This window comes from Labrys methylaminiphilus subsp. lupini (assembly GCF_051161885.1).
Taxonomy (GTDB): Bacteria; Pseudomonadota; Alphaproteobacteria; order Rhizobiales; family Labraceae; genus Labrys.
The window spans coordinates 1,873,376-1,888,602 of record NZ_JBMDIH010000001.1 but is presented as its reverse complement, the minus strand read 5'-3'; the positions used below and the strand labels follow the sequence as shown (position 1 = coordinate 1,888,602).

Here is a 15,227-nt window from a genome sequence, read left to right as displayed (position 1 = left end):
GCCTGCGCTATCCGTGCTCGTGACCACGCAGCGGGAGCAGGGGTAATGTGGGGTGTTCTGGCGGCCATCCTGTCGAGCGGCATCGGGGGTACCGCCGTGGTCGCCACGCGGTCGCTCTCGAGGACGATCGACCCGATCACGCTTGGCGCACTGCGTTTCGGCCTCGGCTTCCTCTTTCTCCTGCCCGTTGCATGCCTGCGCCGCGAAGCCTGGCCGCCGCGTCGCGACTGGCCGGGCGTGGTCGGGCTGGGCCTCTTGTTCTTTGGACTGTTCCCGATCCTGTTCAATGCGGCGCTCTATTTCACCACGGCAGCGCGCGGCGCCATTGCCTTGTCGGCGTTACCGGTCTTGACCATGCTGGCGGCCTCGGCTCTGCGCGCCGAGACCATGAATGCCCGCAAGGTCCTGGGTGTCCTGGTGACCATGTCCGGGGTGACGCTCGCGCTGCTCTCGGGCCTCTCCACAGCACCGCCGGGGGCCTGGCGGGGCGACCTCCTGATGCTCGGGGCGGCGCTTGTCATGGCTCTTTATACGATCTGGTCCCGGTCTTTCATCGCTCGTTCGGGACCCGTTCGTTTCACGTTGACAGCGATGGGTATCGGCGCGCTCTGCCTCGTCTCGGTCGCGGCAATCGGCGGAGGATTGACCAATCTTCGCTGGCTCCCGTCGGAAGCCTGGCTTGCCGCCGGCTATCTCGGCATTGTCGGCAGCGCGCTGGTCTTCTTCCTATGGTCTTTCGCAGTCACCCATACGACGCCGACGCTGGTGGCGATCGCGGTGGCGGTCAATCCGATCACCGCCAGTCTGGCGGGAGACCTATTCCTCGGAGAAAGGCTTGGCTGGAACTTCGCGGCGGGTCTTGGCCTGGTCTGCCTCGGCATCGTCATCGCCGCGACCAAGTCCGGTTTGCGGCCGGAACGGCCATTCAGCGAGAAACGTCGGTCTCGCCTCCGAACACGACCCCGCGATTGAACTGGTAATTATAACCCGCATGAGCCCCGAAACTGGAACCGAGGTCCGAGGAGGATCGGCTGTTGCCATCCGTGCTCAATTTCGACCTGCCCTGGGACAGGCCGGCATGACCGCCGGCATAAAACCCCGTCCAATCATAGGGGCCTGACGCCTTCTTGGAATCCAAGGGCGGCGGAGCGAATTTGTTCTCCTTGAGAGCAAATCCATCGGCAAAGGCAGAACCGGCAAACAGCAGCAGGGCGCCAGTAGCGATGGCAAGGGTCTTCATGGTCGTCTCCGGCAATTCGGCTGGTTGGTCGCAGAATCTACAGAAGAATGCGACCGAATGAAGATCACACTCGCATGAGAGGCCCCGAGGAGACTGCCAACATGCCCTCGCAATATCCTCAGACTTTGCGATGGAGGCGCAGAGGCTTGGTTGCTTCGCGCACCACGGTGCCCTTCGCCTCGAGATCGAGTTGAACGGCTTTCAGCCACCAGCCGGCCTTCGCGCCGCCCGGAAAGAGAGCCTGCGACAGCAAGGGCAACAAATGCTGCTTGGCTTCGGCTACCGTCAGGCCAGGCGAGGTTTCGGGCAAGACGGCAAGGAGCGCCGTTTTCATCGCCTCATACTTGTCCTTGTCGACACGAACGACATGCCCGGGTGACACCACGTTCTGGATCGCAATCTTCTCAACCGGCATAGTGACCAACCCCGCCTTTCACATAATCGATCTTCGGCGCCCGAAAACCCATGGCGATCCAGGCCGAAAGCAGCTTCCACATGAAACGTCCCGAATGCGAGGCGTAGCTGGGCATGTCGTCTTTGCGTTCGAAGCCGGCTCTCCGATCCCCGGTCATCACCCGCATTTCCAGGGCGGGTCGATCGCTGGCGGCAAAGCGCTGCCTGTAGAGGCTCAGCCAGTGCCCTTTTTCGAATTCGAGAAACATGGGAGCGTTGCAACAATGCGCCAGGACACGCCGGGTCTTGGCGGTAGGCGTCAGCCGGTATTCACGCAGCAACTCGGCTCCCGCGATGCAACGAACTCTGTCCTTTCGGTAGAGCACGAAGGCTGTGCCACCGTCGTCCTCCGCCATCCCAGGCGCCCCTGGCAGGGCCTCAATGCGTTCCCTAGCGGTACGGCAACTCGTGCAATGGCAGACAGCGGTGACGATGGGGGCGTCGGCCGCTTCGAGCACGACCTGTCCGCACAGACAGGTGAGAGGGAGAGCCCTTCCATGCAGGTGCGCCATAACCTTGTCCCCCCGGGTCGCTTCATTAACTAGACTGTACCGTCCAGTTTGATTTGTCAATCCGGATGGTCTATTCGCGAACCGGTGCTATCCAGGGACAGGGGGCATGGCGACCATGAGCAACGGCGCAAGAATTCGGGTCGAGCGTACACGCAAAAGCATCGTTGCGGCGGCAACCGACCTCTTCCTCAAGCACGGCTTCCTGGCCACCAACATGGATGAGATCGCGGCGACGGCCGATGTGTCGAAGCAGACCGTCTATGCCCATTTCCAGAGCAAGGAGACGCTGTTCCTCGAAATAGCGAGCGGCATGACGGGGCAGGCCGGCGACGAGTTGCAGGAACAGGTCGCCGATCCGCCCGACGATCTCCCGATCGAGAAATTCCTGCTCGAATTCGCCGAACTTCAGCTCGCATTGGTGATGACACCACGCCTGCTGCAATTGCGGCGCCTGGCGATCGCCGAGGCCGAGCGTTTTCCCGACCTCGGCAAGGTGCTGTACGAGCGCGGCCCGATGCGCTCGATCAACCGGCTGGCGACGATATTCGCACGCTATGTCGAAAGGGGCCTCATCCGTACATCGGACGTTCGAGCCGCCGCCTCCTTCTTCAACTGGCTGGTGATGGGGGGACCGGTCAACGATGTCATGCTCCTGGGCAATGGAGCTATACCGAAGCCGAACGTGCTGCGAGCCCATGCCGGGGAGGCGGTTCGCATCTTCCTGGCTGCCTATCAGGTCGACGCCAAAGGGTGAGCCCGGGGCGCCGCCCCGGTTATGCCGCGAAGCTCGACCGACAGCCCTAGTCGTGCCTCAACCGCGCCGATGCGTGATCCAGCCGCCCCAGAACAGGCTCGAGAAGAACAAGGTCGGCTCCTCGAAGCCGGCCTGCGTCAACATCTCAGCCACATCCTGGTCGGAAGCAGGCGGATCGGCCCCTTGCCGAATCTTGCCCAGCTTTGCCTCGATCTCGTCGGCCGATGCTCCATGCATACGCCAGCGCTCGCCCCAGGCCGCCAGGAACAGCGGCCTGCTCGCATAGGCATGCCGGTTGCCGGCCAGGATGAGAGGTGCCCCAGGCTTGAGACGGGCCGCCAACGCCTTGAGGATGTCTTGCTTGGCGGAAAGGCCGCGCAAGTGGTGCAGAACGCCGATCAAACTCGCGGCGTCATAGACGGCCTCCTCCGGCAGAGCCGCAAGCTCACCCAGCATGGGCGTCGTTCGCGCCGTGAGGCCGGCCTCGCCGACAGCGGCCATCGCGAGTTCGAGCATGGGAGCCGAAGGATCCACGGCGGTAAAGTGCCAGAGGGGCTCGAGGCGGGCCGCCGAGATGATTTCCTGGGCGGTGCCGCCGGCTCCAGCCACCAGAACCCGTGCGGCGCGGCCAGGGCCCAGATCGGCGGCGAGCAGGCAGGCGCCGAGTTCGTGGCACGCATCGTAGCCCGCAAGGGCGATACGGCTTTGGACCGCATATTCGGCGGCCCGGCCGGTATCGAATTTTGCGGCTGCCGTGTTTCCGGTCTCGATCATGATCTTCTCCCTGAACATCGCTCCTTTGCTTGGGAGAAGCGATGCCGGGAAGGCCGCTTCTTATGCTGGTATAAAAGCTGACAGCGGCCGGCCCACGTCAGTCGATTGCCTTCAATTCTTAGCAAAGCTCTCGGCCAGCCAGGACCGCATCATCGCATAGGATCTCGCGGCGGCCTTGGCATCGTAGCGGCAATTGCCGGTCTTGCCGGTTGCCTCGGTTTCCGTAAAGCAATGCACGGCATGGCCGATCTCGACAAATTGCCAGTCGGCCGGGCTGCTCCGCATCTCTTCGGTGAATTTGGGCACGTCCGGAATGGTGGCGGTATCGTCGGCCCCGTTGATGGCGAGCACGCGTGCCTGGATGGTCTTGGCCAGGGCCGGGTCGTCGGTGCCGAGGCCGCCATGGAAGGAGATCACCGCCTTCGCGTCGGCGCCACTGCGCGCCAAGTCGAGCACGGCACTGCCGCCGAAGCAAAAGCCGATCGCCGCCAACCGGGACTGGTCGATCGGTGCATTGGTGGTGTTAACCTTCAACTGCTCGAAAGCCTTGTCGATGCGTTTACGCATCAAGGCGCGGTCGCCATAGAGCGGGGCGATGGCAGCCTTCGCTTCCGTGTCATTCTTGGGGCGGACACCCTCGCCATACATGTCGGTGAGCAGGATGACATAGTCCTTGCCCGCAATCTTCTTGGCCTTCTCGATGGCGGTGTCACCCACGCCATACCAGTTGGGCACCATGACCAGGCCGGGGCGCTTGGCCTTGGGGGCATCGTCATAGATCAGCAGGCTCTTGAAGGTCGTGCCATCCAAGGTCCAGTCGACCGGCTTGACCACCATCTTGGCGAAGGCGGGCGTGACAACGAAAAGCGCAAGCAAGGGCAGAACGAGACGGGTAAAGCGCATGGGATGTCCTCTCGACGGCGGATGAAACCTTGTCGGGCCATCATGCTATCAGAGCAAGCCGGCTTTCAAACCTGCCTGGCGATGGTCCCGATCACATTGACGAGAAGCCGTGCCGCCGTGAGCGCCGACAGGCCGCTTTCATCGGCGGGCGGATAGAGCTCGACGAGATCGAAGCCGGCGATCCTGGCTCGCTTGCCGAGGCCGGCGATCAGGTCGATCACCTGGGTATAGCTGAGGCCGCCCGGCGTGCGGGCCGCCACCCCGGGCAAGATACCCGGATCGAGGCCATCGCAATCGAGGGTGACGACGACCTGCGCTCCAGCAGGAATGTGCCGAAGCGCAGCCTCGATGCCCTGGATATGAATCTCGCGAGCAGTCACCAGATGGCTGCCATAGCTTCGGGCTGCCTCGATTTCCGCCAGGCGGGCACTGCCGACACCGCGCATGCCCACCTGCACGATGCCGGCGACGTGCCCCATCTCGCTCGCGCGGCGCATCGGGCTGGAATAGCCATGGCGTTCGCCGTGCAATTCGTCGCGCCAGTCGATATGCGCATCGATCTGCAGGATCCAGATCGGGCCGTGGTCGGCAAAACCGGCAAGGAAGGGAATGGGGATGGAATCATCGCCGCCAAGCAGCAGCGGGATGGCGCCTGCAGCCAGGATCTCGCGTGTCTTCGCCTCGATCCGGTCCCGGTTCGCGGCATTGTCGCGCATGACGGTCTCGATATCGCCGACATCGACGCATGAAGCGGGCTCGCCATCGAAGAGCGGCCCGCCGAGGTCGAAATCCCAATGCTCGACCAGACCGGCATCCTCCTGGCTGGCGGCGCGGATGGCGTCCGGCGCCAGGGCATAGGGAGCACTGTCCTTGACGGGATAGGTGCTGCCATGGCCGGCACCGAAGATCACCATTCGGGGCTTGCGGTCGCCGGCAAGGCGGGCGGGAAAATCCAGGAAGGTGGGCATGGCGGTCATTGGGGTCCAATCCTGCGACGGCAGTTCAAGAGATGGTACCCTCGATGATCTCGAGCGGGAATCCCGTCTGCTTGATGGTTTTGGTGACGATATAGGTGAAATAGCGGTCGATACCGATCTCAGCCTCGAGCAAGCCGTCGATCAGGCGTTGGTAGGAATCGATATCGGTGGTCACCACGCGCAGGAGATAGTCGATGCCGCCGCCCACGGCGTCGCAAGCGACTATGGCCGGCTCGCGCATGACGGTGGCTTCGAATCGCTGGAAATCCGCCTGGCGATGGCTCTTGAGCGTGATCTCGACCAGCACGGTGGCAAAGCGCCCCAACCGCGCGGCGTCGATGACAGCGCCGTAGCGGGCGATCGCACCGGCTTTTTCCAGACGGCGCAGCCGCTCCCAGCACGCGGCGGCCGACAGGCCGGCCTCGGTGGCGAGGTTCAACTTGGTAATGCGGCCATCGCGCTGCAGGGCCGCGAGGATCTTCAGATCGATCTTGTCGAGTTTCAACATGGCGCCGGCGAATGGATTGGTATAATACGGATAGGCTTGGGTATTGTATCAGGACAATTTCATGTCACTCTCCAATTCTGACCGGTTCGGACGATTTGTCGAATCGCGCGCGCCTCTTGCGGCGGCGGCAGAATGGCGACCAGTCCTACCGCGCCGCAAGGGCGTGACCAAGCACAAGCTGCTGACCGACCTGATCATCACGGATGTCGAAGCCGAGATACTCAAGCCGGGAACGCGCATGCCGACCCATCGCGATCTTGCTCACGCCCTCAAGGTCTCGGTGCAGACGGTCAGCATCAGCTACAAGGAAGCGGAAAGGCGCGGGGTTCTGCGGGGCGAAGTCGGGCGGGGCACCTTCGTGCGGGACCGGGTTACCGAGCGCGCCGAGCGCTTCATGCTCGACCGCTCCCCCGGCCAGACAGCCGACCTCTCCATCATCCGCGCCGTTTACACCGAAGCGCATGAGCGCGCCTCGCGGCAGGTGATGGCGCGCCTGAGCGACGGAGACAACAGCGCCTTCATGCGCACCTGCCGCCCAATTGCCGGGCTCGACCGTCACCGGGGCGCGGCCAGGATCTGGCTGCGCGGGCTCGGCGTGGAGGCGGAAGCCGATCGCATCCTGATCACCAATGGCGCGGCCCACGGCCTCTTCCTGGCCGTGGCATCGGTGGTCCATCCCGGTGACCTCGTGCTCACCGAAAACCTGACGGATCACGGCATCATTGGGCTGGCCACGTTGCTGGGCTTCACCCTGCGTGGATTGCCAACGGATGCCGAAGGCATACTGCCCGAGGCCCTTGAGGCCGCCTGCGCATCCGGGGGCGTCAAGGCGATGGTCCTCATTCCCTCACTCGGAAACCCGACCAGTCACGTGGCCGGCGCCGGACGCCGGCGGGAGATTGCCGACATCGCTGCCCGCTATGGCATCTTCGTGATCGAGGACGAGGTCTACAAACCCCTGCTCGATGAGCCCTTGCCCTCGATCGCCCAGATGCTGCCGGAACTCGGCTTCTTCGCGACGTCGATGACCAAGTCCGTGATGACCGGACTGCGCGTCGGCTATCTCGTGGTGCCGCCGGCCTATTCGATCCGTGTCGGCAGCATCATGCGGGTGACGAGCTGGAGCGCCACCAACCTGCCGGCCGAAATAGCCTCGCTCTGGATCGAGGACGGCACCGCCCAGGCCCTTGTCGGCCTGCAGCGCCAGGAAGCACGTGCGCGCCAGGCCATCGTGACCCAGGTGCTCGGAGACATCGTTGCTTCCAGTCACCCACTCTCGCTTTGCGCCTGGCTGAAGGTGCCGCCCCGTTGGACGGAGGAAGGGTTGGTGCGCGCTCTTGCCCAGCGCGCCATCGCGGTCACGCCTTCCGACCCCTTCGTTGCCGGTGAGCTTGGCGCCGGCGGCATCCGCGTCTGCCTCGGCGGACGGTTGTCGCATGCCGCGCTGGCGGAGACGCTCGCCTCGGTGCGGGCCACTTTCGAACAGTTGCCGCCCGTGTTCGACGCACGGTTGATCGGCTGAGGCAGATCTGTATCATTACAATATAATAATTGACATGATTTTTGTATCGTAACACCATCCCGTCCAAGCCAGGAGGGGTGGGTTCGATGCCAGTCGCGGTCACCATCGACGAGATCAAGAGCGCCCGTGCGAGGATCGCCGGGCATGTGGTCCGCACGCCGCTGCTTCATGCCCCCTCCCTGTCGCAAGACGGTTCGCCGGTTCATCTCAAACTGGAGACGCGCCAGACCACCGGTTCCTTCAAGCTGCGCGGCGCGACCAATGCCGTCCTCTCCCTCGACGCGTTTGCCCCAAAGGGTGCCGCGGGGATCGTCACCGCCTCGACCGGAAATCATGGCCGCGCGGTCGCCCACGCTGCCAAGGTGCAGGGCATCCGGGCCGTGGTGTGTATGTCGCAACTGGTGCCGGCAAACAAGGTCGAGGCCGTCCGCTCGCTCGGCGCTGAGGTGCGTATCGTCGGCCATTCCCAGGATGACGCACAGGAAGAGGTCAACCGGCTGGTGGCCGAGGAAGGCCTTGCTGAAATCCCACCCTTCGACCACCCGGCCGTGATCGCCGGGCAGGGAACGATCGGGCTCGAAATCATCGAGGACCTGCCGGAGGTCGAACTGGTGCTGGTGCCGCTGTCGGGCGGTGGGCTGGCGGGCGGGATCGCCGCAGCCGTCAAGACGCTCCGGCGTCAGGCCAAGGTCATCGGCATTTCGATGGAACGGGGCGCCGCCATGCATGCCAGCCTGCTAGCGGGCAAGCCGGTTGAGGTCGAGGAATTGCCGACACTGGCGGATTCCCTCGGTGGGGGCATCGGGCTCGCCAATCGCTACAGCTTCGGCCTATGCCGCGATTTCCTCGATGAAGTCATCCTGCTGAGCGAAGAGGAAGTGGCGGCTGGGATCCGGCATGCCTTCGCCGCCGAGGGCGAAATCGTCGAAGGAGCCGCGGGCGTCGGTATCGCCGCTTTGCTGGCCGACAAGGTCAGGCCGTCGGGACCGACTGCGATCGTGGTGTCCGGCCGCAATATCGACCCGGGCCTTCATCGTCGCATCGTCGAACAGGGAGTGGCGGCATGATCGTGCTGACCGAAGCCGAATTGCGCCGCTGCGTGGCGCTGGATGCGGATGCCGTCGATTGCGTCGAGCGGGCTTTCCTGGCTCTCGCCACGCAAGCGGTGGCGATGCCGCCGATCCTCAGGCTCGATATCCCCGAATATCGCGGCGAGGCAGACGTCAAGACGGCCTATATTCCAGGCGTCGAGGGTTTTGCCATCAAGATCAGCCCGGGTTTCTTCGACAATCCCCAACTCGGCCTTCCCAGCCTCAATGGCCTGATGGTGCTGCTGAGCAGCCGGACCGGTCTGGTCGAAGCCCTGCTGCTCGACAATGGCTATCTCACGCAGATCCGCACAGCTGCGGCAGGCGCCGTCGCCGCCCGTCATCTCGCACGGGCCGATGCCCGCATAGCCGCCATCATCGGTGCGGGCGAACAGGCCCTGCTGCAACTCGAGGCGCTCAGCTGGGTGCGTCCGATCAGCGAGGCCCGGCTCTGGGCTCGCAACGCCGCCAAGGCCGCGACTGCCGCCCAAGACCTGTCGCAGCGCCTCGGTATCCCGGTCGTGCCTGCCAGCAGCGTCGAGGGTGCCTGCGCCGGGGCCGATGTCATCATCACCACCACACCGGCCGAAACCCCGATCCTCAAGGCCGAATGGCTCTCGCCCGGGCAGCATGTCACGGCGATGGGCTCGGATTCCGAGCACAAGAACGAGGTGGATCCAGCCGTCTTCCGCAAGGCTGTTTATGTCGCCGACAGTCTCGCGCAGACAAGGCGGCTTGGCGAACTCGCCCATGCCATCAAGGCGGGAACCGTCGGAGCCGATGCGGTGTTTGCCGAACTGGGACAGGTGATCGCCGGCACGGCCAAGGGGCGTCGGAGCGATGCCGACATCACGCTTTGCGACCTGACCGGCACCGGCGTGCAGGATACCGCCATCGCCACGCTCGCTTTTCAGCGGGCCGCCGCCGCCGGAGCCGGCCAGACTTTCGAGACAATCAAGGGAAAATGACGGAATGATTGTGCCCACGCTCAATTTTAGCCGCGAGGAATATGCGGAGCGCCTGGCCAAGACGCGAGCGGCCATGGCCAAGGCGGATATCGATCTGCTTGTTGTCACCGACCCTTCGAACATGCACTGGCTTACCGGCTATGATGGCTGGTCCTTCTATGTCCATCAATGTGTTCTCGTCGCCGGCGAGGGAGAGCCCGTGTGGTTCGGCCGGGGACAGGACGCCAACGGCGCCAAGCGCACGGCCTGGCTCGCCCACGACAATATCGTCGGCTATCCCGATCACTATGTGCAGTCCACCGAACGCCATCCGATGGATTACCTCTCGGGCATCATCGAGCAGCGCGGCTGGGCCAAGGGTACGATCGGCGTCGAAATGGACAATTACTGGTTCAGCGCCGCCGCCTATGCCTCGCTGGTCCGGCATTTGCCCAATGCCCGCTTCAAGGACTGTCTGTCGCTGGTCAACTGGCAGCGGGCGATCAAGAGCCAAACCGAAATCGACTATATGCGCAAGGCAGGCCGCATCGTCGAAGCGATGCATCAGCGCATCCTCGACAAGGTCGAGCCCGGCATGCGCAAGAGCGATCTCGTCGCCGAGATCTATGATGCCGCCATTCGGGGCGTCGACGGTTTCGGCGGCGACTATGCCGCCATCGTGCCCCTGTTGCCGTCGGGCGAGGAAGCCTCCGCGCCGCACCTGACCTGGAACGACCTGCCGATGAAAAGCGGGGAGGGAACGTTCTTCGAGATCGCCGGCTGCTACAGGCGCTATCATTGTCCGCTATCGCGCACCGTCTTCCTCGGCAAGCCGACCCAGGCCTTCGTCGAGGCCGAAAAGGCGACCGTGGAGGGAATGGAGGCCGGGCTTGCGGCAGCCAAGCCCGGCAATACCTGCGAGGACATCGCCAACGCCTTCTTCGCGGTGCTGAAGAAGTACGGCATCGTCAAGGACAACCGCACCGGCTATCCGATCGGCCTGAGCTATCCGCCGGACTGGGGCGAGCGCACCATGAGCCTGCGGCCGGGCGATCGCACCGAGCTGCGGCCCGGCATGACCTTCCATTTCATGACCGGAATCTGGCTCGAGACCATGGGCCTGGAGATTACCGAGAGCATCCTGATCACCGAAAACGGCGTGGAATGCCTCGCCAATGTGCCGCGCCAACTCTTCGTGAAAGCATGAACGCCGATCCGATCCTACGCCCGTCACCGATCAGCGCCAGCGTCGATTTCGACGCTAACGGCATCCAGCATGGCCATCTGCGCCTGCCCTGGAGCCGGGACGATTCTGCCTGGGGATCGGTGATGATCCCGGTCACCGTGGTGAAGCGTGGCGAGGGGCCGACGGCCCTTTTGACCGGCGCCAATCATGGCGACGAATATGAGGGGCCGATCGCCTTGTTCGACCTCGCCCGCACGCTTACGGCGGAGGCAGTGAACGGGCGCATCATCATCGTGCCTGCCCTGAACTACCCGGCCTTTCGGGCTGCCAGGCGCACCTCGCCGATCGACAAGGGCAATCTCAATCGTAGCTTTCCCGGACGCCCGAACGGCAGCGTCACCGAGAAGATCGCCGATTATGTCACGCGCTGCCTGCTGCCTCTGGCCGACATCGTGCTCGATTTCCATTCCGGCGGGCGGACTCTCGATTTCCTTCCCTATGCCGCGGCGCACGAATTGCCTGACAAGGCGCAGCAAGATCGCTGCTTTGCCGCCGTGGCGGCTTTCTCCGCTCCCTGGTCGATGCGCATGATCGAGATCGATGCCGTCGGCATGTTCGACACCATTGCCGAGACAGCGGGCAAGGTCTTCGTCACCACCGAGCTCGGCGGTGGCGGCACCGCCACGGCGCGCTCGGCCGGCATCGCCAAGCGCGGAGTCGCCAATTTCCTCAGGCATGCCGGCATCCTGGCCGGGCAGCCTGTTGTCGGCGAGACGCGCTGGCTCGACATGCCTTCGTCGGACTGTTTCGGCTTCAGCCCGGAAGAGGGACTGGTCGAGTTCCTCAAGGATCTTGGCGAACCCGTCGTCAAGGGAGAAGTCTTCGCCCGTATATATCCGCTCGGCCATACCGGCCGCGCGCCCCATGAGCATCGGGCAGCGCTGGATGGCCTGCTGGCGGCCCGCCATTTCCCCGGCCTCGTCAAGGCCGGCGACTGCCTCTCGGTCATCGCAACGACCGAGGAACATGCCTGACAACCGACAATCGACCTGCCGGAACCAACCGGGTAGGCACCTTCACCAGACAGGAGAATGAGATGATGAAACTGCCCCGACTTGCCAGCCTCGCCGGATTGGCTCTCGCCATGAGCGTGGCCAGTGCCCAGGCCACGACGCTCGAAGAGGTCAAGAGCAACGGCTTCGTCCGCGCCGTCACGGCCAACGAAGTACCCTATGGTTTCACCAAGGAAGACGGCACGGCCGCCGGCATCGGTCCGGAAGTGGCTATCGCCGTCCTCAAGAAGATGGGTGTCAGCGAGATTGCCTGGACGGTCGCACCCTTCGGTACCTTGATCCCCGGCCTCAAGGCACGGCGCTATGATTTCGTCGCGGCCGAGCAGAATATCTCGCCCGACCGCTGCAAGCAGGTTTCCTTTACCGAACCCAATTCCAGCTATGGCGAAGGCCTGCTGGTCAAGGCCGGCAATCCCAAGAAACTGACGACCTATGCCGATATCGCCAAGGACCCCACGCTCAAGGTCGCGGTGGTTTCGGGCGCCAACAATATCGACTTCCTGCGCGCTGTCGGTGTCAAGGATAGCCAGGTCGTCTTCATCCAGGCCAATGCCGATGCCATCGCCACGGTGAAGAGCCGGGCCGATGCCTATGCGGCCACCGAACTCACGGTCGCCAGCCTCGCCAAGGGGCAGACGGAGGTCGAACAGGTCAAGCCTTTCACCGATCCGGTCGTCAACGGCAAGCCGGTGCGCAACTATGGCGGCTTTGCCTTCCGCCCGGAAGACAAGGACCTGCGCGAGGCCTACAACGCTGCGCTCGTGGAGTTCCGCAAGAGCGATGAATACAAGGCGATCCTCACCAATTACGGGCTGAGCGAGGTCAGCATCAAGGCCGCTGCCGAAAAGAAGGTCGCCGATCTTTGCGCAGGCAAGTAAGGCGCATTTAACCCTCCCCTGAAGGGGGAGGGTCGACACCTCGTGTCGGGGTGGGGTGCCTCTTCGCAAAACCAGCGATCACCATTGTCATGATGGCGCCTCCACCCCACCCCGACCTTTCAGGCCGCCCCTCCAGGGGAGGGTAAAGCACGCCAATCCTCGAGCAATAGACGAGGGAGCCTCATGCACTGGATCTCCTATCTGCCCGCCCTTGGCAGGGGCGCGCTGATTACCGCCGAGATTACCCTGGCCTCGCTGGCCATTGGCGCTTTCCTGGCCTTTCTGGCTGGGATCGTCAGGGTCGAGGGGGGCCGCATCCTGTCCCTCATCGCACTTTGCTATACCGAGATCTTCCGCGGCACCTCGCTCCTGGTGCAGTTGTTCTGGTTCTATTACGCCCTGCCTCTCGTCGGTTTTTCCTTCTCGCCGGTGTCGACGGGCATTCTCGTGCTCTCGATGCATGTCGGTGCCTATGGTTCGGAGATCGTGCGGGCCGGCCTCAAAGCGGTGCCGCAACAGCAGCATGAGGCGGCGCGGGCCCTGAATTTCGGCCCGGTACACAAATTGCTGCACATCACGCTGCCCCAAGCCATCGTCGAGATGATGCCGGCCTTCGGCAACCTCGCCATCGAGACCTTGAAGCTCTCCTCGCTGGTGTCCTTCATCTCGATCGCGGACATGACCTTCCGCGCGCAGACCTTGCGCAACCTTACGCAGGACAGCACGACGATCTACACCCTCACTCTCGTCGGCTACTTCCTGATGTCGCTGGTGATCATGCTGGCCATGCGCTTCCTGGAACGCTTGGCGCGACGCGGCGGCGCCTTTCCGAAGGCGGTGCAATCATGATGTACGGTTTCGAATGGGATCCCTCGACGCCGTTGACCTATGCGCAGTCGATCCTGCCGATCCTGCTCATCGGCCTCACCGTGACGCTGCAGGCCGCCGCCGCGGGGTTCGCCATCGCCCTGGTCCTGGGCCTCGTCTTCGCCTTGATGCGGCGTAGCCGCTTTGCCGTGGTGAGCTGGGGGACCGCCTTCGTCGTCGAGTTCCTGCGCGACACGCCACTCCTAGTGCAGCTCTTCTTCCTCTATTATGTTCTGCCCGATTACGGCATTGCCTTGCCGGCCTTCCTGACGGGTGCCATCGCACTCGGCCTGCAATATTCGGCCTACACGTCGGAGGTCTATCGCGGCGGCATCGAAGCGGTGCCGCGCGGCCAGTGGGAGGCCGCCACTGCCCTCAACATGTCGCGCTGGCAACTCTACCGAAACGTCATCATTCCCCAGATGGTGCCGCGCATCCTCCCCACCATGGGCAATTACCTGATCGCCATGCTGAAGGAAACGCCGGTGCTCTCGGTGGTGACCGTGCTGGAAATGCTCGGCCTCGCCAACATGATCGGCGAGAACACCTTCGAATATCTGGTGCCGCTGAGCATGGTCGGCGTCCTCTTCCTCATCCTTACCCTGGTCTGTTCCGCCGGCGTCCATCGGCTGGAAAGGGCCTTGCCGAAAGCAGGGATACCGATGCGATGACCGCAAACGCCCAATCCGACATCATCCGCTTTTCCAATGTAAGCAAGCGCTTCGGCACGCTGACGGTCCTGCAGGATTTCGACTTCACCGTCGCGCCGGGAGAGAAGGTTTCGCTGATCGGTCCTTCGGGATCAGGCAAGACCACGGTGCTGCGTATCCTGATGACGCTCGAACCCTTTCAGGACGGCACGCTGGAACTTGGCGGCATCGGCTATCACGAACCCGGTGGCCACGGCCCCTTCAAGGCCAGCGAGCGGCATCTGCGCCAGATCCGCACCCAGGTCGGCATGGTGTTCCAGAGCTTCAACCTGTTTCCGCACATGACCGTATTGCGCAATGTGGTGGAGGCGCCCATCGCCGTTCTCGGCCTGAAGCGAGAGGAAGCGGAATGCCGGGCCCTCGATTTGCTCGGCATGGTCGGCATGGTCGACAAGAAGGATCACTTCCCAAGCCAGCTTTCCGGTGGCCAGCAGCAGCGTGTGGCCATTGCCCGCGCCCTCGCCATGCGGCCGCGCGTGCTGCTGTTCGATGAACCGACATCGGCCCTCGATCCCCAGCTCGTCGGCGAGGTTCTCGGCGTAATCCGCTCCCTGGCCAGCGAGCATGATCTCACCATGCTGCTGGTCACCCATGAAATGCGGTTTGCCCGCGAGGTTTCCGATCGCGTCTGCTTCTTCGACAAGGGCAGGATCGTTGAGCAGGGCGAGCCCGATCGCATCTTCTCCAATCCCGAACAGGCGCGGACGCGCGAGTTCCTGCAGTCGGTGTTGTGAGGCCGATAATCTGTCGGCGCCGCCCGGCAAATACCGAGGCTTTGACGGTGAGGGAGGGGGCGAAGCGAGACATTCTCACGGCGGCTCGGGCTAGCCTTGCA

Annotated in this window: 18 protein-coding genes and 1 pseudogene; 11 read left to right on the top strand and 8 right to left on the bottom strand. The window is 63.6% G+C overall.

Annotation, left to right across the window (positions count from 1 at the left end; translation table 11 throughout):
* The first annotated feature begins 45 nt into the window (after nt 1-45).
* A complete protein-coding gene (locus ACN6KF_RS08920) occupies nt 46-972 on the top strand; it encodes a DMT family transporter (RefSeq protein WP_434956503.1) in 927 nt (308 codons plus the stop codon).
* Here the strand turns inward: ACN6KF_RS08920 and ACN6KF_RS08915 are convergent.
* The 4 genes and pseudogenes from ACN6KF_RS08915 to ACN6KF_RS08900 form a co-directional block, all read right to left on the bottom strand.
* On the bottom strand, nt 926-1,240 hold the full coding sequence (locus tag ACN6KF_RS08915; RefSeq protein WP_434956502.1) for a hypothetical protein: 315 nt from the start codon (nt 1,238-1,240) through the stop codon (nt 926-928). The two genes, ACN6KF_RS08920 and ACN6KF_RS08915, sit on opposite strands and share 47 nt — an antisense overlap.
* 118 nt (nt 1,241-1,358) lie before the next feature.
* Nucleotides 1,359-1,655, bottom strand: a complete 297-nt coding sequence (locus tag ACN6KF_RS08910) for a DUF6958 family protein (protein WP_434956501.1) — start codon at nt 1,653-1,655, stop codon at nt 1,359-1,361.
* Complete coding sequence (locus ACN6KF_RS08905) at nt 1,645-2,049, bottom strand: hypothetical protein (RefSeq protein ID WP_434959765.1); 405 nt, start codon at nt 2,047-2,049, stop codon at nt 1,645-1,647. Before ACN6KF_RS08905 ends, ACN6KF_RS08910 begins: the two co-directional genes overlap by 11 nt.
* Nucleotides 2,050-2,097: 48 nt before the next feature.
* Nucleotides 2,098-2,205: pseudogene (locus ACN6KF_RS08900) on the bottom strand (GFA family protein); the annotation flags it as partial.
* Between the two features lie 106 nt (nt 2,206-2,311).
* Here ACN6KF_RS08900 and ACN6KF_RS08895 point away from each other — a divergent pair.
* Nucleotides 2,312-2,959: a TetR/AcrR family transcriptional regulator gene (locus tag ACN6KF_RS08895; protein ID WP_434956500.1), complete on the top strand. Its 648-nt coding sequence runs from the start codon at nt 2,312-2,314 to the stop codon at nt 2,957-2,959.
* 57 nt (nt 2,960-3,016) lie between these two features.
* Here ACN6KF_RS08895 and ACN6KF_RS08890 read toward each other — a convergent pair whose 3' ends face one another.
* The 4 genes from ACN6KF_RS08890 to ACN6KF_RS08875 form a co-directional block, all read right to left on the bottom strand.
* Nucleotides 3,017-3,733, bottom strand: a complete 717-nt coding sequence (locus tag ACN6KF_RS08890; RefSeq protein WP_434956499.1) for an SAM-dependent methyltransferase — start codon at nt 3,731-3,733, stop codon at nt 3,017-3,019.
* Between the two features lie 111 nt (nt 3,734-3,844).
* Nucleotides 3,845-4,636 (bottom strand): dienelactone hydrolase family protein, encoded by a 792-nt coding sequence (locus ACN6KF_RS08885; RefSeq protein ID WP_434956498.1) that lies wholly within the window; start codon nt 4,634-4,636, stop codon nt 3,845-3,847.
* A gap of 65 nt (nt 4,637-4,701) precedes the next feature.
* Nucleotides 4,702-5,613 carry an agmatinase gene (locus ACN6KF_RS08880; RefSeq protein ID WP_434956497.1) on the bottom strand — a complete coding sequence of 304 codons (912 nt, stop codon included), beginning with the start codon at nt 5,611-5,613 and terminating at the stop codon, nt 4,702-4,704.
* A gap of 25 nt (nt 5,614-5,638) precedes the next feature.
* Entirely contained in the window at nt 5,639-6,118 is a 480-nt protein-coding gene (locus ACN6KF_RS08875; protein ID WP_434959641.1) for an Lrp/AsnC family transcriptional regulator, read from the bottom strand.
* Between the two features lie 64 nt (nt 6,119-6,182).
* Between ACN6KF_RS08875 and ehuR the strand changes: the two genes are divergently transcribed.
* The 9 genes from ehuR (at nt 6,183) to ehuA (ending at nt 15,126) form a co-directional block, all read left to right on the top strand.
* Nucleotides 6,183-7,643 (top strand): MocR-like ectoine utilization transcription factor EhuR, encoded by a 1,461-nt coding sequence (gene ehuR, locus ACN6KF_RS08870; protein WP_434956496.1) that lies wholly within the window; start codon nt 6,183-6,185, stop codon nt 7,641-7,643.
* Between the two features lie 86 nt (nt 7,644-7,729).
* The gene (gene eutB / locus ACN6KF_RS08865) at nt 7,730-8,710 is read left to right on the top strand and encodes a hydroxyectoine utilization dehydratase EutB (protein ID WP_434956495.1); all 981 of its coding nucleotides are present in this window, start codon (nt 7,730-7,732) and stop codon (nt 8,708-8,710) included.
* Nucleotides 8,707-9,699, top strand: coding sequence for an ectoine utilization protein EutC (eutC, locus tag ACN6KF_RS08860; protein ID WP_434956494.1), 993 nt, complete (start codon nt 8,707-8,709; stop codon nt 9,697-9,699). Before eutB ends, eutC begins: the two co-directional genes overlap by 4 nt.
* A gap of 7 nt (nt 9,700-9,706) precedes the next feature.
* Complete coding sequence (gene doeA / locus ACN6KF_RS08855) at nt 9,707-10,885, top strand: ectoine hydrolase DoeA (protein ID WP_434959640.1); 1,179 nt, start codon at nt 9,707-9,709, stop codon at nt 10,883-10,885.
* Entirely contained in the window at nt 10,882-11,898 is a 1,017-nt protein-coding gene (doeB, locus tag ACN6KF_RS08850) for a N(2)-acetyl-L-2,4-diaminobutanoate deacetylase DoeB (protein WP_434956493.1), read from the top strand. Before doeA ends, doeB begins: the two co-directional genes overlap by 4 nt.
* A gap of 65 nt (nt 11,899-11,963) precedes the next feature.
* Complete coding sequence (gene ehuB / locus ACN6KF_RS08845) at nt 11,964-12,815, top strand: ectoine/hydroxyectoine ABC transporter substrate-binding protein EhuB (protein WP_434959639.1); 852 nt, start codon at nt 11,964-11,966, stop codon at nt 12,813-12,815.
* A 183-nt stretch (nt 12,816-12,998) separates the two neighbouring features.
* Nucleotides 12,999-13,664 carry an ectoine/hydroxyectoine ABC transporter permease subunit EhuC gene (ehuC, locus tag ACN6KF_RS08840; protein WP_434956492.1) on the top strand — a complete coding sequence of 222 codons (666 nt, stop codon included), beginning with the start codon at nt 12,999-13,001 and terminating at the stop codon, nt 13,662-13,664.
* Complete coding sequence (ehuD, locus tag ACN6KF_RS08835; protein ID WP_149255167.1) at nt 13,661-14,353, top strand: ectoine/hydroxyectoine ABC transporter permease subunit EhuD; 693 nt, start codon at nt 13,661-13,663, stop codon at nt 14,351-14,353. The genes ehuC and ehuD overlap by 4 nt, the downstream gene beginning before the upstream one ends.
* Nucleotides 14,350-15,126 carry an ectoine/hydroxyectoine ABC transporter ATP-binding protein EhuA gene (ehuA, locus tag ACN6KF_RS08830; protein WP_434956491.1) on the top strand — a complete coding sequence of 259 codons (777 nt, stop codon included), beginning with the start codon at nt 14,350-14,352 and terminating at the stop codon, nt 15,124-15,126. The genes ehuD and ehuA overlap by 4 nt, the downstream gene beginning before the upstream one ends.
* The last annotated feature ends 101 nt before the right edge of the window (nt 15,127-15,227 follow it).